The organism is Nodosilinea nodulosa PCC 7104 (assembly GCF_000309385.1).
In the GTDB taxonomy this organism is placed as follows: Bacteria; Cyanobacteriota; Cyanobacteriia; order Phormidesmidales; family Phormidesmidaceae; genus Nodosilinea; species Nodosilinea nodulosa.
The window spans coordinates 3,307,577-3,326,023 of the sequence record NZ_JH976537.1 but is presented as its reverse complement, the minus strand read 5'-3'; the positions used below and the strand labels follow the sequence as shown (position 1 = coordinate 3,326,023).

At 59.1% G+C, this 18,447-nt stretch carries 13 protein-coding genes; 6 read left to right on the top strand and 7 right to left on the bottom strand.

The features are described 5' to 3' along the window. Positions 1 to 10: 10 nt before the first annotated feature. Entirely contained in the window at positions 11 to 751 is a 741-nt protein-coding gene (locus LEPTO7104_RS0115295) for an AzlC family ABC transporter permease (protein WP_225886990.1), read from the top strand. Positions 752 to 814: 63 nt separating this feature from the next. Here the strand turns inward: LEPTO7104_RS0115295 and LEPTO7104_RS0115290 are convergent, their stop codons facing one another. The 6 genes from LEPTO7104_RS0115290 to LEPTO7104_RS0115265 all read right to left on the bottom strand — a co-directional run bounded on the left by LEPTO7104_RS0115290 (position 815) and on the right by LEPTO7104_RS0115265 (position 8,529). Further along, positions 815 to 2,503 carry a GspE/PulE family protein gene (locus LEPTO7104_RS0115290; RefSeq protein ID WP_017299453.1) on the bottom strand — a complete coding sequence of 563 codons (1,689 nt, stop codon included), beginning with the start codon at positions 2,501 to 2,503 and terminating at the stop codon, positions 815 to 817. Positions 2,504 to 2,628: 125 nt separating this feature from the next. Further along, on the bottom strand, positions 2,629 to 2,946 hold the full coding sequence (locus LEPTO7104_RS0115285) for a hypothetical protein (RefSeq protein WP_155523654.1): 318 nt from the start codon (positions 2,944 to 2,946) through the stop codon (positions 2,629 to 2,631). An 86-nt stretch (positions 2,947 to 3,032) separates the two neighbouring features. Next, a complete protein-coding gene (locus LEPTO7104_RS34010; RefSeq protein ID WP_017299451.1) occupies positions 3,033 to 4,469 on the bottom strand; it encodes a HoxN/HupN/NixA family nickel/cobalt transporter in 1,437 nt (478 codons plus the stop codon). A gap of 11 nt (positions 4,470 to 4,480) precedes the next feature. Further along, positions 4,481 to 5,746, bottom strand: a complete 1,266-nt coding sequence (locus LEPTO7104_RS34005; protein WP_225886989.1) for a tetratricopeptide repeat protein — start codon at positions 5,744 to 5,746, stop codon at positions 4,481 to 4,483. 376 nt (positions 5,747 to 6,122) lie between these two features. Next, positions 6,123 to 7,346 (bottom strand): DUF4331 domain-containing protein, encoded by a 1,224-nt coding sequence (locus tag LEPTO7104_RS0115270; protein ID WP_026072747.1) that lies wholly within the window; start codon positions 7,344 to 7,346, stop codon positions 6,123 to 6,125. A gap of 145 nt (positions 7,347 to 7,491) precedes the next feature. Further along, the gene (locus tag LEPTO7104_RS0115265; protein ID WP_017299448.1) at positions 7,492 to 8,529 is read right to left on the bottom strand and encodes a DVUA0089 family protein; all 1,038 of its coding nucleotides are present in this window, start codon (positions 8,527 to 8,529) and stop codon (positions 7,492 to 7,494) included. A gap of 295 nt (positions 8,530 to 8,824) precedes the next feature. Here LEPTO7104_RS0115265 and LEPTO7104_RS0115260 point away from each other — a divergent pair, with 295 nt between their 5' ends. Together LEPTO7104_RS0115260 and LEPTO7104_RS0115255 are read left to right on the top strand one after the other, a co-directional pair. Then, entirely contained in the window at positions 8,825 to 9,142 is a 318-nt protein-coding gene (locus LEPTO7104_RS0115260; protein WP_017299447.1) for an AzlD domain-containing protein, read from the top strand. Between the two features lie 98 nt (positions 9,143 to 9,240). Continuing rightward, positions 9,241 to 10,461 carry an ISAs1 family transposase gene (locus LEPTO7104_RS0115255; RefSeq protein ID WP_017297687.1) on the top strand — a complete coding sequence of 407 codons (1,221 nt, stop codon included), beginning with the start codon at positions 9,241 to 9,243 and terminating at the stop codon, positions 10,459 to 10,461. Between the two features lie 39 nt (positions 10,462 to 10,500). Here LEPTO7104_RS0115255 and LEPTO7104_RS37010 read toward each other — a convergent pair whose 3' ends face one another. Continuing rightward, on the bottom strand, positions 10,501 to 14,526 hold the full coding sequence (locus LEPTO7104_RS37010) for a PAS domain-containing protein (protein WP_017299446.1): 4,026 nt from the start codon (positions 14,524 to 14,526) through the stop codon (positions 10,501 to 10,503). A 596-nt stretch (positions 14,527 to 15,122) separates the two neighbouring features. Between LEPTO7104_RS37010 and LEPTO7104_RS0115245 the strand changes: the two genes are divergently transcribed. From LEPTO7104_RS0115245 to LEPTO7104_RS0115235, 3 genes are all read left to right on the top strand, one after another. After that, a complete protein-coding gene (locus tag LEPTO7104_RS0115245; RefSeq protein WP_017299445.1) occupies positions 15,123 to 16,892 on the top strand; it encodes a putative bifunctional diguanylate cyclase/phosphodiesterase in 1,770 nt (589 codons plus the stop codon). Between the two features lie 120 nt (positions 16,893 to 17,012). After that, positions 17,013 to 18,029 carry a formamidase gene (locus LEPTO7104_RS0115240; RefSeq protein ID WP_017299444.1) on the top strand — a complete coding sequence of 339 codons (1,017 nt, stop codon included), beginning with the start codon at positions 17,013 to 17,015 and terminating at the stop codon, positions 18,027 to 18,029. A gap of 205 nt (positions 18,030 to 18,234) precedes the next feature. Next, entirely contained in the window at positions 18,235 to 18,435 is a 201-nt protein-coding gene (locus LEPTO7104_RS0115235) for a hypothetical protein (RefSeq protein ID WP_017299443.1), read from the top strand. Positions 18,436 to 18,447 lie beyond the last annotated feature (12 nt).

Sequence of the window (18,447 nt, the reverse complement as noted above, 5' to 3'; positions counted from 1 at the left end):
GAGATTTCTTTTGTCTAGCTCAACCGAGTTCATCGTGAAATCGCCCTGGCAAGAGAGCCGGGCCGGGGCCCGCGACATTTTTCCCCTGGTGGTGGGGGCGATTCCCTTTGGCATTATTTTTGGCACCCTGGCCCAGGGCAGCGGCCTGTCTTTTGGGGCCACCCTGGGCATGTCGGTCTTTGTGTTTGCTGGCTCAGCCCAGTTTATTGCCCTGGGGCTGCTGGCGGCGGGCAGCACCCTGCCGCTGGTGGTGCTCACCACGGTGGTGGTAAACCTGCGGCACATGCTCTATTCCGCCAGCCTGCTGCCCTATGTGCAGGGAGCGCCCCAGAAGTGGAAAGCGGCGATCGGCTTTTTTCTGGCCGATGAAGTCTTTGCTGTCACCATTCGCCGCTACCAGCAGCCCGACCCCAGCCCCCACAAGCACTGGTACTACCTGGGTGCGGCCCTGGCCATGTACATCAACTGGGTGTTTTGCACCCTGCTGGGGCTGACGGCGGGGCAGCTGATCCCCAACGCGGCGGCCTGGGGGCTGGACTTTGCCATGGTGGCGACGTTTATTGGCATGGTCGTGCCCTACGCGACGACGAGGCCGATGGTGGGAGCGATCGCCGTTGCGGCCCTGGCATCTGTTTTGGCGAATGGATTGCCTCATAAATTGGGGCTAATGGTGGCGGCGATCGCGGGGGTAGCAGTGGGTTACTGGCTCGAAACGCGGCTGTTTTCACCGGATGGGGAAGTGGGGAGATAAAGGGAGGTGGGGGAGATAGGGGAGGTGGGGGAGATGGGGGAGATGGGGGAGGGTGGGGGATCGTTAGCCGGCGGTGTGGAGGCTGGGTTTGCGCAGATTTGCCTTGAAGGCCGCTCCTTCTTGGAGGTGATGGCGCTTGTGGAAGGCGCTGTAGGGGAGCACCCGCAGAATTTCGGACATGGTGGTGAGGCCGGTGGTGACTTTGGCGATCGCCGCCTTTCGGAAAGACTCCAGCCCGCACTTGTGCAGGTAGCGGTGGAGCTGGGTCAGGGTGCCTTCGTAGATAATCTGGCGAACGGTATCGTCTACGTTGAGCAGTTCCACTACGGCTTCGCGGCCTGCGTAGCCGGAGTTAAAGCATTTCAGACAGCCTTTGCCGATGCGCCACTGGTCGGCATGGGCCTGATCGTAGGTAATGCCGAGCATTTTGAGGTCCTGGGCGGTCGGCTCGTGGGGCACGGCGCAGTGGGGACAGACCTTGCGCACCAGGCGCTGGGCTACAATTCCCAGCAGGGCATCGCTGATCAGGCTGGGGTCGGGGCCAATGTCCTTGAGGCGGGGGATGGCGCTGACCGCGTCGTTGGTGTGCAGGGTGGTCAGCACCAGGTGGCCGGTAAGGGCGGCGCGCACGGCGGTCTCGGCGGTTTCGTTGTCGCGCACTTCGCCCACCATAATGATGTCGGGGTCCTGGCGCAGAATGGCCCGCATTCCGGCGGCGAAGGTCATGCCCGCCGCCTCGTGCACCTGGGTTTGGGTAATGCGCGGCAGAATGTACTCGACCGGGTCTTCCACCGTCACCACGTTGACCTGCTCGGTGGCCACCCGCTGCAGGCTGGTGTAGAGGGTGCTGGTTTTGCCCGAGCCGGTTGGCCCGGTAAAGATAATCATGCCCTGGGGCTGGCGCAGCCAGTTTTCGTAGATTTCAAGGGCCGGGGGGGTAAAGCCCAGCTCTTTGATGGTGGTGAAGGGGTTTTCCTGGGGCAGCAAGCGAATGACGGCCTTTTCGCCGTTGATGCAGGGCAGGGTGCTGACCCGCATGTCCAGCTCGACATCGAGGTCGGAGGTCTTCGAGTAGCGATCGCCAATCCGGGCATCCTGGGGCACCCGGCTTTCGGCAATGTTCATTTTGCACATCACCTTGAGGGCGACGATCACCCGGCGGCTGATGTCGGGGGGCAGCGTTGTAATGTCGTGCAAAATGCCGTCAATGCGGTAGCGCACCAGCAGCCCTGCGCGGATCGGCTCCAGGTGAATATCGCTGGCCCGGTTGCGCAGCGCGCCCGAAATAATCGTTTTAATCCGGCTGATTTGATCGACGGCTTTGGACAGAAACAGCTCGGTAATCTCGCCAATATCCTCCGATTCCAGCTCGCCGGTCAGCGGGTTGATCACCTGCTCGGCGTCGATTTTGTTGGTGTCGAGCCGCTGCAAGCGAAACCAGGCGTGATAGCTTTTGGTGCTGATGTTGATAATGACAATTTCGGTCGAGGTGCGATCGCTGAGCTGATCAATGTCCTCTGGCGCTAGCGGCGAGGGGCTGCCCAGGTAGTAGCGGTTGCGCCACAGCAGCAGCGGCAAAATCGGCGGCAGCGCAGGATGATCTTGGCAGTCTCGAAAAAAGCGATCGCTGACTTCGCGATCGAGTAAAACCAGATTCACCCGGCCCTGCTCATTCACCAGCAGCGATAGAGCCTGATCCAGATCGAGTTTTTTGTGTCGGAGCTGCTGCCATACCGAGCCTGCTGTTGTCATGGTCTAATCTCACTCCAAAATAGGTGCTGCTTGCTGCTCTGGGGCGGCTTTGCTGGGGCCTGCCGCACTCCTGAACGAGATATTTTTTTAGGGGGAATGCGCTGAACTGTCAGCCAGATCCGGGCCTAATTCCCAGCCGCAGGTCGACCCGCCACCGTACAGGGCTTGCCGTTGCTGTCGAGGAAATAGCAGACCTCACCGTTCTGGTTTTGGGCCACCGCCTGACGGGGGGCAACGGCGGTTTCAGAGGTGTCGCCGCACAGCGAGGACAGGTCGCGCACCTGGCCGTCGGTGGTGACCATGTAGCAAAAGAGAGATACGACGGGTTCAGCCCTGGGCGACGGGGTCGCAGCCGGATCAGCCACGGCGGGGGCGACAAGGGCGGGCGACAGGCAGGCGATCGCCAGGGGCAGGGTCATGGTCCAGCGAGAGAGGGGTGGCATGGTAGGCGTCCTGGTGTGAATGGGTGGTCAAGTCAAGCGTGGTCGAGCTGAAAAAAATTGGAAAACCTCGCTGGGGCTGCGGAGCCTTAGATCAGCTGCATGAGCGATCGGGTCGAAATGCCGAGGCCGATTACGGTAATGCCCACAGCGCTGGCCAGCGGCAGCCACTGCAACGCCTGCATGCGAGGCATGGGCACCTGCTTGAACATCCGCTTGGCCGAAACCAGCAGCAGGCCCAACCCTGCTAAAACGCTGGCCAGCCCCAGGCTAAACGCGACTACCAGCAGCAGCCCCGAGATCGGATTGCCAAAGGCGATCGCCCCCAGCAGCAGCACCAGGGCCGCCGGACAGGGTACCAGCCCCGCCGAGAGGCCCAGCATCATCAGGCTGCGCCAGGTGACGTCGTTACCGTCGCTCGCCAGGGGCAAATGGCTGTGGGAATGACCGCCGTGGGAGTGTTCGTGGTAGGCGTGGTTGTGGGAGGCGTGGCTGTGGGAGGCATGATGGGGATCGCCATGTCCGTGGTCAGAGCCGGAATCGCGGCCGTGGGCGTAGGCCAGCTGGCGACCCGGTTGACCATGGCTGTGGGCCTGATCGCCGTGGTGGTCGGGGCGCTGGCGCTGGGATCGCTGGGCAATCAGGGTTGCGCCAATGTACACAATCAGCCCGCCCGAGCACAGGCTCAGCCACGGGTAAATTTGCTCGGGCAGCACGTAGCGGGCCGCCGCCAGGGTAATCAGCCCCAGGGCAAAAACGCCGATGGTGTGGGTCAGGGTGGTGGTCAGCGCCAAAAACAAGGCGTGGCGGGGGTTCGCCCGTTCGCCCACCAGGTACGCCCCCACCAGCGTTTTGCCGTGCCCCGGCGATAGCGAGTGCACCGCCCCCCACATAAACGCACCTACTAGGGTCAAAAACCAGGCCCGGCTGCCCAAAGGCGCTGAGTCCGCTGGCATCACGGTCAGCTGCCTGTCTTGGGGGGTAAAGACGTGGGTGGTGAGGTCGCCGTTTTGGACGATAGTGGCCAGACAGCTCGCCAGGGGGTCATCGGCGGGCAGGAAGGTGTAGTTCACTATCAATCCTGACGGCGGCGTTGCCCAGGCATAGACCAGCTGCAGCGTGGTGTGGGTGTTGGGGGCGACCCTCGCGTTGGTAGAGGCCACATCTACAGTGGGCTGAATCGTCAGACTGGGCGTTTGACTGCGGCTGTCTTTGAGGGCGATCGCTGCCTCAAGCTGCTGGGTTAGCGCCTCGCGGTGGCGCGCCAGTTCGTCGTTGGAGAGCCGCCCGCTGCTGTCGTCATCGGCAAAGGCGGTGACACCCGTGGGGTAGGTCAGCGTCATTCGCGTTTGCAGCTCATCCAGCGTAATCTCAGCCGTCGCTAGATTATTCCAGTCGGCGGCGGCGGGCGGGGCGATCGCCAGCCCGATTACCAGGCAGGCGATCGCGGCCAGTAGGCCTAAAACACCGTATCGGCGGCGGTGTCGGGGAAAACGGGGAAAGTATGGGCGCAACTGCTGAGTCATCACAATAGCCTCTAATCCTGCTTGACGAGTCCTAAGCGCTGGCGAGTCTGGTCGTTAAATGCGGGGTCAATATCCTGCGCCAGGCGAAAAAACTGCTCCGCCTGCTGGGAATGCTTCAGGGTTGCCTCAATTTCCCCCGCTCGATAGGCAATATCGGCGTCCCGCACCCCCTGCTCTAGCGCCCCGTGGATGGCCTGCTGGGCGTCGGGCCAGCGGCCCGCCGCCATCAGCGCCCAGGCCAGCAAATCCAGGGTTTTAGGATCGCGGCGGTTGACGGTTTCGGCCTCCAGCAGCGTCACCGCCTCCGCCACATCGTCGGGGTCACCCCGCTCCAGCAGCAGGTGGGCCAAATCTCGCCGATGCCCCAGGGCGTTGCCCGCCACGCTGCGCCGAAGCTCGGTTTCGGCCACAGCCCAGGCGTCCGTGGCCGATCGCCCCTGGAGGGCTTGAATGCGGGCCAGGCCGTGGAGCGCGATCGGCCCGCCGACCTCGTGGTAGTGGTAATTGGCCCTGCGGTACTGGCCTTTCACCGTGGCCAACTCAGCCATCTGGAGATGCGCCAGCGGATAGTCGGGCACAATCCGCAGCGCCTCACGGTAAAGGGCTTGAGCCATTTTGTAATTGCCCCGCCGAACGTAGAACCGGCCCAGAAACACGCGGGTCTGCGCAGACCCGGCGGTGTTGGAGGGTTCCTCGGCGGCGATCGCCGCCTGATAATCCGCCAGGGCCAAATCATCCTGCCCCTGGGCCTCGTGGGTCAGCGCCCTCAGGGTCAGGCTGCCCAGGGAGGGATACTGCTCTGCCAGCGAGTTGGCCACAGCGGTGGCTGCTTCGACCTGGCCCATCGCCAACTTGGCTGTGACCACCAGCCCCAACGCATCGGGATTCCCCACGCTTTCGGCGAGGCTGACGGTGGTGGCAAAGTCGTGCTGAGCCTCAGCAATCTTGGCCAGGGCCAGGATCGCCCCCTTGTTGTCGAAGGGCAAATTGGCCAGCGACTGCTGCGCAGATCTATCGGCCAGCAGGTACCAGCTGTAGTTTTGAGTGGTGCGGGCCAGCTGAATATAGAGATTGGCCAGGGCAGCTTGATCCAGGCCATCGGTCGGATTTTTCTGAATTCGCCCCTGGTAGAACGAAATCGACTTTTCTAGGGTCTGCTGATTTTGACTAGAGGCAGACCCGGCAAACGAGTAGCTATAGGGGCTCTGGCTGCCAAACGCTGGCCAATGTTGCCAACCGCGTGACTGCGCTAGCGCTACGATCCCAAACGATAGCAAGCTCAACGCCAGCAGCCGAAATCTATGGGCTCGGCCAGATCGAGAGGTGATGGATTTAATGGTTACCATGCGATCGGTTCCTGTACTCATCAAAATGGGTTGACCTGCTCATACGGCCACTGGCCTGCCGTCAGTGCCCAAAGCGCCACCCTCCCTTACCCCTTAGAGGAATGGCCTGGGCAGATAAGGAGGAGGGCCAAATTAAATCCAGCTTAAGTTTCTGGGTTTTCTCCCTTCGGGAGACACTTCGTGTTCGCGATCGCGTTGCGGAGCAAAACGACTCCGCTCAACCCCCTGCCCAGCAAAGAACCGAGCATTGAGCGGAGTCGAAATGCGTCCTATAGATAATCAGACCTACTTACTTCGTCGGCCAGCGCTAGTTGGCAGGGGCCAGATAGGGGAATGAGTTCACCAGGGGATCGTGGCCCTGGGCCGGGTTGCCGGGCGTTCCTTCATAGGAGACGTTGTCGCTGGTGACCGCGCCGTTGGTGAGTACCGAGAGCGTGATATCGATAACGTCATCCTTCAGCAGTCGCCCGCGAATGGGGCTGCCCTTAGCATTCAGGGCATTGGCGTAGCCACTGATGTCGGTAGTGTCAATGCGCATGACATCGGGCAAAAATGCCTGAAGCAGAGCATCGGCTCTGGCATCGCTATTGCCAAGCGCGAGCAGCGTTTGTTTCGCCTCTCCCACAATGGGAGCTGCCGCACTGGCGGCCGGTTCTTGGCCGGCCAGGGCCGATGCCTCAAAGGCAGGGTCAACGCTGTTTAGGGTATTTAAAAAGTCGTTAGTGACGATCAAGCCCTCGTTTACCGCCGGACGGGCTAACCGCTCCACCTGGCTAAAGTTCTTGCTTCCCGGCAGCGTTACCGTCATCCATACATCAAAGGTCTTAGCCCTTTCCGAACCCTGCAATAGTTCGATTGGGAGATTAACGGCGATCGCATTGACGTTGTACCCCTGGGCAAAGTCTACCGCCTGGTTGGGTTCGCGAAAGCCAACGGCAGGCCCTTTACCCAACGCCCCAGCCCGAACTCGAAAGAACTGCTCCACATCAAAATAGAACGGATCTTCGCGCAGCCCGGCAAATACCTGAACCTCTGAACCGTCTACGGTGTCTGTATTCACGACCGGAGTCGTCTGCAGCGCGGTGGTCTGGCCCTCGACCTTGTCGCTGCTGCCATCTTTTATAATCGTTAGCGTGTAGTCTTGCTGATTGTTGCTATCCGGCGCATCAAACTCAAACTCTAGGACAACATCAGTCTTTCCAGTGGGCGTCGCATCGTTGTCGGTAACCCGAGAAATATTAAACGTATACTTCGCACGGGTGCTGAAATAATACTGTTGCCCCGCCACCGAGCGAGGATTGGTGTCCATAATCAGAACCAAGTTATCTGGCGAAGCGTAGGGATTTTGATCCATTTCCCGAAACACGTATAAATCGGTCAGGTTCAGGTTGCGCCCTTTGATTTCCGATTCGCCGTCATCGTGGTCAGAGGCGTTTACAAACAACGCTCCCACGCCCATGCTGGTCGCTAGCCCAAATAGTAAACCAGTGGCAAGTAGAGCTTTTCTGGAGATCTGTTTCATGGTTTTCATAGTAGATATAACCCTTGATTGTGGATGTGCATATTCGGGTCTAATCCCCAGGACCTAAACGGCTTAGATCCCAAGAATTTTCGAAGCAGTCAATCGGTTCGGTTAGAAAATAGCTACGACTGAGCGATCGCCTATGCGCGATCGCCTAGCCCATTCCAGTGATTTCAGGGGTAAGCGTCACGATTAAGTCGTTAAAGTCACAATCTCCAGCATCCTCAAATTGCCAGGTATTGCCCGATCGTTGAATACGCGCCTGACCTAGGGCTGCATCACCCACCGTCGCGAGGTTTTGCAGACTGCCATCAATCAGCAAGGCGGGCGCATAGTACGCTCCGCCTTGGAGGTTCAGGGAGGCATCGATAGTTTGGTTGTTGCCAACGGTCAATCTGATGCCATCAATGAGATTAGCGGCAGCCGCAGCCTCATAGCCTGGGTCGCCGGGCAGCAGGCCAGCCACCTGGCCCTGGGCATCGGTCTTGTAAAAGGCCAGCACGTTGTCAAAAAAGGCTTCACGGGCGAGCTGTTGGATAGCGTTGACCGTAACGTTGCCGTCAAAGCCGGTCAGGTCAACTAACTCAGGCAGCGGTGAGACAGCGGCGCCTGGCTGGATAGTTTGGGCACCCGTGAGTGCAATGGTGTAGTTGCCTCCGGCTGAACCGTCTCCGGCAAACCCAATCAGAGGCGACTCTCTTCCCGGCCCAGTGGGCAACAACACGCCATCCAAGGAGTCATCGGGAAAGATCTCCCCTCCAGCGCTGATGGGGTCATAATCGAACCCAGAAATGGCCAGGTAATAAATGCCTGCATCAAGTGGGGCAATCATTGACGGTAAGGTCGCCTGGGCCGAACCAAATAAATCGTCGTTGCCATAGATGCCGTTACCAGCGGCATCGAACAGAAACAGCTGGGGGTCTTCTAGCAAAGGATTGGGAATCCCGAGCGCATTGTCGATGGGTAGGCCCAGCAGCGTTGCTGGACTCAGGGTGGTCGCAGAAAAGGGCCGATCGCCCGAAATATAGATTTGAAAGAGATCGGCATCTCCAGAAAGGGTTCCAGAGATTGAGGTCAATGGTTGCACCAGGTCAGCAAAAATGGGGGTGGCCCCACTGATTTGCTCTCCAGCATCGTCAACTTCGACGAACGAAAAGTCGGCAGCGGGGGCTGCGGAATCGGAAGGGGGCATGTTGTAAAAACTCCTAGGCTTGGCGCTTGGGGCAAGCAACCAGATGTTTAAGGCTTTCATGGCTATTACGCCTGAGTTTGTAAAGCAGATTTAAACCCGGAACAGCGCAACAAATCTTCGCAATCCCTGGGCTGGGTGTCGGGCTGGCACGATCGAGGCCTCCACAACAGCCTTCCCACAGGCCCCAAGCCTGATCAGGTAAAGGCTTCAGCTACTCGCCAAAAAGTCTCCGCCCCCGCATTAGCCTTTAAACTGTGGGCAGAGCCGACCCCAATCACCGGCCACGGAACCTGCGATGAACGACTGGCTTTTAGTCGGGGCGATGGCCCTGGTGACCTTCTCAATTCGCTACGTGCTGCTGGCCGTTAGCGGGCGCATTCGGCTGTCACCCACCCTGGTGCGGGCGCTGGGCTACGTGCCTCCGGTGGTGCTGACGGCGATCGTGGTGCCAGCGGTGGTGCTGCCTGAGGGCGAGCTGTGGCTGGGCTGGCACAATGCGCGGCTGGTGGGGGCGATCGCCTGCGTGGCCCTGGCCCTGGGTTGCCAAAACCTGCTGCTGACCATCGCTGGCGGCATGGCCGTATTTTGGTTCTGGGGCTGGCTGGTGCCCTAGGCGCTACAGCGGTGGCGCCTAGGGCAGGGTAAGCGCAAGAAAAATAGGTCTGTGACATGCTAGGGGCATGCTATCACTGCGACCCTTAGCGAGTCCCCATGAGCCAAGGCTTTGCTCCCAATGAAGAGACGGCTAAAGCCGGTCAGACCAAGCCACCCTTGAGCGCGGCTACCGATGCTAACTCCATTCAGCAGCAGTGGGAATCACACTTTGCTGAACTAGAAGACCCGCGTGGCAGTCAAGGGGTAGAGCACCCGTTCTTGAGCATTGTGATGATCGCGATTCTGGCCGTCATCGGCGGCGCGACGGGGTGGGAGGACATCGAAACCTATGCCGAGAGTCACGAGGCGTGGCTGAGTACCCTGTTCTCGATACCGAACGGCGTGCCCCATGCCGACACCTATCGTCGTTTGTTCGAGCGGATGGCCCCTGAAGCCCTAGAGCGTTGCTTTCTGGGCTGGGTGAAGCAGATCGTTGAGAGCAGTGGAGCCCAAGTGATTCCCATCGATGGCAAGACGATTAAAGGCTCCTATGACCGCAACGCCAAGCAGTCTGCGCTCCACGTCGTCAGCGCCTGGGCCAGCGAGCATCGGCTGTTGTTAGGGCAAGTCAAAGTTGCCTCCAAGAGCAACGAGATCACCGCCATTCCTGCGTTGCTGAAACTTCTCGATATCAGCGGCTGCATCATCACCCTCGATGCCATGGGCACCCAGAAGGAAATTGCTCGTGAGATCGTTGGGCACGGGGCCGACTATGTCCTCTGTCTCAAGGCCAATCACCCCACCCTGTGGGCCGAGGTCACGGCCTGGTTTGAGCAGGCTGAAGCCGGTAACTTTACCGCTCTAGAGCACAGTTATGACGCTCGGGTGGAGTCGGGCCATCATCGGCGGGAGCATCGGCAGGTGTGGGCTGTACCCATCGCCGCCATGGGAGACCTACACCAAATCGAGCAATGGGTGGGCCTCAAAACCATCGTCTTCGTGAAGCGAGTCCGACATCTCTGGAACAAGATCACCCGAGAGACGATGGTTTATCTCACGTCATTGCCCTGTGATGCCGCCATGGCTGGCCGGGCGATTCGCACCCATTGGGGTATCGAAAATCAACTCCATTGGGTGCTCGATGTCACCTGGGGCGAGGATAAGTCTCGCATCAGGCGGGGCCACGGTGGCGAGAATATGGCGCTCCTGAGGCGCTTGGCCATCAGTGTGCTGAACCAAGAAACCTCAAAAAAACGAAGTCTTAAGCAGAAGGCAAAGCGAGCCTCAATGAGTCCTGACTACATGCTCACTGTCCTTGCTGCAGGGCTCGCAACCTAGCACAATGTATCGATAGTTTTCTTGCGCTTACCCTGGCGCCTAGGGCCGGGCCGACATCCAGCCCGACTCTAGCAGTTGCTGAATCGAGAGCTTTAGCTTTCGCATTTTGACGGGCTTGGTGAGGTACTGGCTAGCGCCCGCCGCCAGGCAGCGATCGCGATCGCCCGCCATAGCCAGGGCGGTAATGGCAATCACAGGCAGATCGGCAAATCGCCCATCGCGGCGAATCTGCCGCAGGGCCTCCAGACCGTCCGTGCCCGGCATTTGAATATCCATCAGGATCAAGTCGGGGGTATGGGTGCGGGTCAGCTCGATCGCGTCCTGGCCATTTTTGGCGTAGATCAGGCGATACCCCGAGGCGGTGAGGAAGCTCGAAATGGTGGCCACGGTCGTGGCGTTGTCTTCCACCAGCAAAATCAGCGGTGTTGCCCTTTGGCGGTCAGCCCCAGCGGGCGAGGTGGCAATCGGCATCGACGCCAGGGAGGCCGGGTCGCCGGGGCAGAGAGCGGCGTCTAGGCTTTGCCCTGGCGGGCAGGGGGCGATCGCGCCTTCGGCGGCAGCCGAGTTTTCCCCCATCGGCAGGTCGGTATCGCTGGCGTTGAGGGCTGCCGCCCAGGGCAAGCGCACGGTAAAGCAGCTGCCCTGGCCAACGGTGCTGGTGACCGCTACGGTGCCCCCGTGCAGCTCGGCAATTTTGCGCACCAGGGCCAGGCCCAGGCCCGTGCCCGTGTATTGGCGGCTGAGGCTGCTGTCTATTTGCACAAAGGGCTGAAACAGTTTGGCCATATTGTCTGGCGCAATGCCAATGCCTGTGTCGATGACCGACAGGCTGAGAAAATTTCTGTCGTGGCGCGACTCCACCTGAACCCGCAGGGTGACCTGCCCGCCAGCGGGGGTAAATTTCACCGCATTGCTGAGTAAGTTGATCAGCACCTGGCGCATGCGCCGCTCGTCCATCGCCAGCTCTGGAATTAGCTGAAGCGGTTCAAACCTCAGGCCAATGGATTTGGATAATGCCATCTGCCTGACAAAGCTGAGGCTGGTCTCACAGAGATGGTGAACGCTGACTGAGGCGATGTCTAGCTCGAGCTTATCCGCCTCAATTTTAGACAGATCGAGAATGTCGTCGATCAGCTCTAGCAGGTGCGTGCCGCTGCGCTCGATCGTTTCGAGGGCATGGCTTTGACGGTCGTTGATGTAGCCAAAGACCTGCTCTTTTAGCCCCTCCGCCATGCCCAAAATCGCGTTCAGAGGGGTGCGCAGCTCATGGCTCATGTTGGCCAAAAACTCGTCTTTGAGGCGGGTGGCGCGGTCGAGTTCGGCGTTGGTTAAACTCAGGCGCTCATTCATGCGCTGGAGTTGCACTTCGGCCTGCTTGCGCTCCGTGATGTCGAGGGCCGTCCCAAAAATTTTTGAAATTTGCCCCTGGTCATTCCATTTAGCTTCGCCGCGCGACTCTAGGTAGCCCGTAGACCCGTCGGCCCTGAAAATTCGCAGCTCTATTTGATAGGGAATGCCCTGCTCCATGGCCTGGGCGAGGTGGTGTTCCAGGCGATCGCGGTCCTCTGGATGAATGGACTTGAGATGCTCGACATAGGCCGGTTCGGGCTGGCGGGGGTCCAGGCCAAAAATGCGGAACATTTCCTCGGACCAAGTCAGGTCATGGGTGAGGGTATCGAGTTCCCAACTGCCCAGGTGCACCATGTGCTGGGCCTCGGTCAGGGCGGCTTCGCTGCTGCGGAGCTGGTTCTCAATCTGCTTGCGATCGCCAATATCGGCAAAATATCCCACAATTTCGAGGGGGTTGCCCTGGGCATCGCGGATCAGCCGCAGCTCATTGCGCACCCACATGTAGTGGCCAGCCCTGTGCAGAAAGCGGTATTCGTGGATATGCTGGCCCCGCTCAAACAGGGCTGGCAGCTCCGCAAACAGGCGGGGCGCATCCTGGGGATGGAGGTGGCTGGCCCAAAAGTTGGGGTCGGCCAAAAATTCCTCCTGGGTGTACCCACTCAGGTTGACAATGTTGTCGCTGACAAACGTAGGCGCACAGACCCCGGCGGGCGAGCAGGTAAAAATGGCGGCCGGGTTTGACGACAGCACAAACTCCAGCTGTTCCCTCAGCCGCTGGGCCTCTAGCTCGGCCTCTTTGCGCTGGGTGATGTTCATCTCGGAGCCGATCATGCGCACCGGGCTGCCGTCCTCATCCCAGACGGCCTGGCCGCGATCGAGAATCCAAACATAGCCACCGTCCTGGCGCCGGAGGCGGTACTCCTGCTGGTAGAAGGCTGTTTTTTGGGCCAGATGGTCGGCCATCGCCGCCAGCACGCGATCGCGATCCTCCGGATGGATGACTTCGGACCACGCCTCCAGGGTATCGCTGGGTTGGCCCTCAGGCAGACCGCGCAGGTCGTACCAGCGCCGGGTGCGAAAGACCTGGTTGGTTTTCACATTCCAATCCCAGAGGGAGGCATTGCTGCCCTGGATGGCGAGTTGCCAGCGTTCTTCGCTCTCCCGGAGGGCGGCGGTGCGCTCGTTGACTTTCGCCTCTAGCACCTGATTGAACTCCTGGAGGGCTACTTCGGCTCGCTTGCGGTCGCTAATATCGCGAATGATCAGCAGCACCTCTTCGTCCCCCAGGCAGATCGCCCGCACCTCTTCGTACTGAATGCGATCGCCCACCTGAATTTCCTGTTCGTAGACCTGTAGCTGCCGGGTCTCGAGGGCACGCCGCAGAACCGCCATCTGGGCCTGGGCAGCCGCTGGCGGCAGCAGCGCCGATATCGAACCGCCCGGCACCACCACCTTTGGATCTAACAGGTTAAAACTGCGATCGGGGCCAATGAAGTCGAGATACTCCCCCTCGGCGCTGACCCGCACCAGCAAATCCGGTATTGCCTCCAGCAGGGCGCGATTGGTCGCCTCGCTCTCACAGAGGGCCAGTTCGGCCTGTTTGCGATCGCTGATGTCGCGAATCATCATCAGCACTTCATCGTCCCCGACTGGGCTAACCCGCACCTCCTCCCAGCGCCGCTCGCCGTCGATTTCGATCTGCTGCTCGTAGGCCTGCACAAGTCCGGTGTCCAGGGCCTGCTGGGCGGCCCAGATCTTTTGCTCAGCCAGGGGGGTGGGCAGCACGTCATAGACCGTGTGGACGGGCTGATTGTCGGTGGGCAGCAGCACTTTTTTAACCGAGTCACCCCCCAGTAGGTCGAGGTATTGCCCCCACCGGTCGATGCGAATCAGCAGATCGGGAATGGCACCCATGATGGCGCGGTTGGTAGCCTCCAGGGCTTTGCGATCGGTGATGTCGCGCACAATCACCAGCACCTCACCGTCGCCGCAGGGGGTAATTCTAATCTCCTCAATGCGCAGGCTGTCGTGGACAACGATCTGCTGTTCGTAGACTTGCAGGTCTCCCGTGCGCAGCGCCCGCTGAATATGCCGCAAGCGGAGGGTAGCCAGCTCCGTCGGCAGAACCTGATCTAGCCGCTTGCCAACGATGGCATCCCCGCCGCAGCAGGTATGAAAATTCGCCGACATAATGCGATCGAGATAGACTCCCTCAGCCGAGGTGCGCAAAATGAGGTCGGGCAGCGCGTTGATTAAAGCCCGGCGCTGGGCATCTCCCTTGCGCAGAGCGGCCTCGCTCGCCTGACGGTGGTCCAATTCGGCCCGCTGGGCCTGAACCACCTCCCACAGATGGGCGGGCAAACTCGCCTGGGCAATCACCCCATGCAACTCGCCGCCTTCCCCTAAGACAGCCAGATAGTCAACGGCGTGCTGCCGCAGAAGCTGCACCGGCACCGAGAGATCGCCCAGCTCAGAGCGCCGCACGCTAATCACCGGCCTCTGCATCACCTCCGCAATGGGCAGATCGGCCAGCGATCGCCCCGCCGCCACCAGCGACAGCAAATCGCGCTCCGTAAAGAAACCCTCTAAATGGCCCCTGTCAACGACAAAAACACAGGGGAGCGGCAGCTGGCTATCGTCCATGAGGCTCAACACATCGGCAACCGATGTATCGCTGCTCACGGCGACGGTGGCACCAACAAAAGCATGGTCCATAAAACAAACTTAGGGGAAGACTAGACTCACATAGTTTCCCCGCCCATAGGTTGCCCAGATTCTATCGGGAAAAATAAAACCCGTGGTAATTTCAGTGATAGCTACAGGCTTCAAATCTAAAGAGCGGTGTAGGTGCGCTGCCCGGGAGACTGACTCAGGTTTAGACAATCCAGTTTTGAGCCTCTCTCGGCATATTACCAGCCCGCTTTACTTTGTTATACTAAAGCTGCCGACACCTATACTTGTCATAACAAGCGAGAGGCGCAGGCGCTAATCATACTTTATTTAAATATTTTACTTAAATTTTAGCTAAGCCCGCAAAAACTGCTTTTGGAGGCAGATAAACTTACTTGACAACAGGCGTTTTATTCGCCCCTTTTCGCGTCTATTTTGATCGTCTTAAGTTTTGCGCTGTTTAGCTAATTCTGGCTAACCAACCCGAGTGTGCATAAAAAATCTGGGCATTCTAACGTCAGTCCAGCTGATCGTTCAACTAATGACTAGAGTTGATTTTGTAGCCTAGAGAACGTTGACTGCGAACCCTGACTGACAAACTCTAACCACATTGTAAAACAGTCCCTTTAAAAGCTAACCCGATGGTCGGTGCACGCCCCTTTTCAATTCTTGTCGTTGACGATGAAGCCAGTAACTTCGAAGTGATTGAAACGCTTCTGTCTATACCATCGTCAGGGGCTGCAAGCCGCTTAACTGATACCCACCCCCATCAGCTTCACTATGCGGCCAGTGGGGCAGAGGCGATCGCCAGCCTGGATCTCTTTCAGCCCGATATTATTTTGCTAGACGTCATGATGCCGGGCATCAATGGGCTAGAGGTCTGCCAACGCATCAAAGCCATGCCCCAGTGGCAGGCGGTGCCCATTATTATGGTCACTTCGCTGGCGTCTCAAAATACCCTGGCCCAGTGTTTTGCGGCCGGGGCCGACGATTTTATCGGTAAGCCCCTAGGCTCCCTAGAACTGATGGCCCGAGTGCGATCGATGCTGCGGATTCGGCGGCAGCATCAGGAATTAATGCTCTTTAATAATCATTTAGAGAAAACCGTACAAGAGCGCACGCAACAGCTCCAAACCATCATCTCCCAGGATGCCCTGACTCAGCTCTCCAGCCGAGCTGGTGTGCTCCAGCGGCTGGCCGAGATGCTGCACGTCAGGCACTTTTCCTTTGCGGTAATTTATTTAGATTGCGATCAGTTCAAGCTGGTCAACAGCTCTTTTGGCTACACCGTCGGCAACCAGCTCCTGCTGGCGATCGCTGAGCGCCTAAAGCAGCTTTTGTGCCCTGGCGATATGCTCGCGCGGGTAGGGGAAGATGAATTTTGCTTTTTACTTCACCACGTAGAGGATGAAGCCGCCCTTAAGCCGATTATCCAGAGCATACTCCAGAGTTTTACCACCTCATTTAAAGTCAACGACTGCGAAATTTTTATGACTGCCTGCATTGGTATTGCGCTGGGCAACAGCGCCTACCAGCATCCCGAAGAGCCGCTGCAAGACGCCGATACGGCCATGTATAAAGCCAAGCTGCGCGGCAAAAACGTCTACCAACTCTTCGACCGTCAGATGTCTGTGGCCATGCTCAATCGTCTGACCCTCGAGACCGAATTGCAGCGCGCCCTCGAACAGCAGGAATTTATCGCCTACTATCAGCCCATTATCGATCTACAGACCGAAACAATTTGTGGATTTGAAGCTCTGGTGCGCTGGCAGCACTCCAGCCGGGGCCTGGTGCCACCGGGAGCCTTCATCCCCTGCATGGAAGAGACCGGGCTGATCGTGCCCGTTGGCATTGTGATGCTGCGGCAGGCCGCCCAGCAGCTGCTGGACTGGCATCACCGGGGTTGGCCCCACCTGATTATGAGTGTCAACCTATCGGTACGCCAGTTTGCCTCGCCCACCCTGCTGGCGGATATCGATCGCGTTTTAGCCGAAACGGGCGTCAGCCCAGCCAGCCTCAAGCTGGAAATTACCGAAAGCGCCCTTCTGGACAACCCCGAGCGAGCCATAGAAATCATGGACCAGCTGCGATCGCGCCAGATTCGCATCAGCGTCGACGACTTTGGCACCGGCTATTCCTCCCTCAGCTGCCTGCACCGCTTCCCCTTAAATGACCTCAAAATCGATCGCTCCTTCGTCAACCAGATGAGCGAGAGCAGCCGCAACTTTAAGATCGTCAGCACCATCGTTTCCCTGAGCAATCAGCTAGAACTCACCGTTGTCGCCGAGGGCATCGAGACCCGCCAGCAGCTCGACCAGCTGCGGCAGCTCGGCTGCGAGCTGGGCCAGGGCTATCTTTTTTACAAACCCCTCAGCGCCTGCGACATTGAGGCTTCTATCCTGACCAGCTAGGCGCGGTTTTGAATCCCGGCGAGCGGCGGCGATTGCGTAATTTTCAACACTATACTTTGCGGCGCGATCGGCCTATAGTGCTATTCGACTTTTGCGTCAGGTTGTTCCAGAGAGAGACATATGAGCGGACTTGGTGGCCTCAATAAATCGCCCAACGGCGTCGTGCTGGGCATGGTGCAGCTCCAGCTGCCCAACGTCGTCACCCCCGACGACTTGGCCGCCCAGACCAATCGCATCTGCGCCATGGTCGCCAAGGCCCGCCGCAACATGCCCACGATGGATCTGGTGGTCTTCCCCGAATACTCGCTCCACGGCCTGTCGATGGACACCAACCCCGAGATCATGTGCCGTTTAGATGGCCCTGAGGTCGCGGCCTTTCGCCAGGCCTGCATCGACAACAACATCTGGGGCTGCTTCTCGATCATGGAGTACAACCCGGAGGGCTACCCCTACAACAGCGGCATCATCATCGACAGTGCGGGCGAACTCAAGCTCTACTACCGCAAGCTGCACCCCTGGGTGCCGGTCGAGCCCTGGGAACCGGGGAATATAGGCATTCCGGTCTGCGACGGCCCCAACGGCAGCAAGATTGCCCTGATCATCTGCCACGACGGCATGTTCCCCGAGATGGCCCGCGAGTGCGCCTACAAGGGAGCCGAGATCATGATTCGCACGGCGGGCTACACCGCCCCCATTCGCCACTCCTGGCAGATCACCAACCAGGCCAACGCCTTCTGCAACCTGATGGTGACAGCGTCGGTATGCATGTGCGGCAGCGACGGCAGCTTTGACTCCATGGGCGAGGGCATGATCGTCAACTTTGACGGCACCCCCCTGGTCATGGGCAGCCACCGCCCCGACGAAATCATCACCGCCGAGGTGCGCCCCGACCTGGTGCGCGAGGCCCGCCTCCACTGGGGCGTGGAGAACAACATCTACCAGTTTGGCCATCGCGGCTATGTGGCCGTCAAAGGCGGTGCCCAGGACTGCCCCTACACCTACATGAAGGACATGGTGAAAGAGGTCTATCAACTGCCCTGGGACGATCAGGTCATTCACACCGATGGCACCTCCTGCGGCTTTCCTGCCCCCACCCGCAGCTACGGCGGTGAAGCGGTGCCGCCAGCCCTAAGCTAGGCCGTCAGCCCCGCAGGAGATGGGGCGTTAAACAGGGTAGGGATGGTCGCTACGGCGGATGGCGGCGAGGCGGCCAATTTATGGCTGAGAGCGGACTAAATCGAGTTCATCCCCCGAAATTAGGCCTTTCTGTAGACGACAACTCCGCTAGGAGCTGACTAAGGTGTACTACGAAAACCTTAGTCACATAAGTAGAGATACCGCTATGCCCTGGCAATTTAAAGTCCCCACGCTGAGCGATCAGCAGTCGGAGAAAAATCTCAAAGAGCACATTCTTACGTCTGAACCTGATGCCAATATTGACATCAATTCCCAGGCCAAAACGGTCACCATCAGCTCCAGGGCTTCGGAAGAAACCTTCAGGGAGCTGATTGTTGCCGCTGGCCACAACATAGCCTCCGCCTAGCCTCGGGCGTAC

What these genes read in the sequence shown, in the direction of transcription:
- LEPTO7104_RS0115290 (WP_017299453.1), bottom strand. Translation starts at nt 2,503, where the DNA reads ATGACAACAGCAGGCTCGGTATGGCAGCAGCTCCGACACAAAAAACTC.
- LEPTO7104_RS0115285 (WP_155523654.1), bottom strand. Translation starts at nt 2,946, where the DNA reads ATGCCACCCCTCTCTCGCTGGACCATGACCCTGCCCCTGGCGATCGCC.
- LEPTO7104_RS34010 (WP_017299451.1), bottom strand. Translation starts at nt 4,469, where the DNA reads ATGACTCAGCAGTTGCGCCCATACTTTCCCCGTTTTCCCCGACACCGC.
- LEPTO7104_RS0115270 (WP_026072747.1), bottom strand. Translation starts at nt 7,346, where the DNA reads ATGAAAACCATGAAACAGATCTCCAGAAAAGCTCTACTTGCCACTGGT.
- LEPTO7104_RS0115265 (WP_017299448.1), bottom strand. Translation starts at nt 8,529, where the DNA reads ATGCCCCCTTCCGATTCCGCAGCCCCCGCTGCCGACTTTTCGTTCGTC.
- LEPTO7104_RS0115260 (WP_017299447.1), top strand. Translation starts at nt 8,825, where the DNA reads ATGAACGACTGGCTTTTAGTCGGGGCGATGGCCCTGGTGACCTTCTCA.
- LEPTO7104_RS0115255 (WP_017297687.1), top strand. Translation starts at nt 9,241, where the DNA reads ATGAGCCAAGGCTTTGCTCCCAATGAAGAGACGGCTAAAGCCGGTCAG.
- LEPTO7104_RS37010 (WP_017299446.1), bottom strand. Translation starts at nt 14,526, where the DNA reads ATGGACCATGCTTTTGTTGGTGCCACCGTCGCCGTGAGCAGCGATACA.
- LEPTO7104_RS0115245 (WP_017299445.1), top strand. Translation starts at nt 15,123, where the DNA reads ATGGTCGGTGCACGCCCCTTTTCAATTCTTGTCGTTGACGATGAAGCC.
- LEPTO7104_RS0115240 (WP_017299444.1), top strand. Translation starts at nt 17,013, where the DNA reads ATGAGCGGACTTGGTGGCCTCAATAAATCGCCCAACGGCGTCGTGCTG.
- LEPTO7104_RS0115235 (WP_017299443.1), top strand. Translation starts at nt 18,235, where the DNA reads ATGCCCTGGCAATTTAAAGTCCCCACGCTGAGCGATCAGCAGTCGGAG.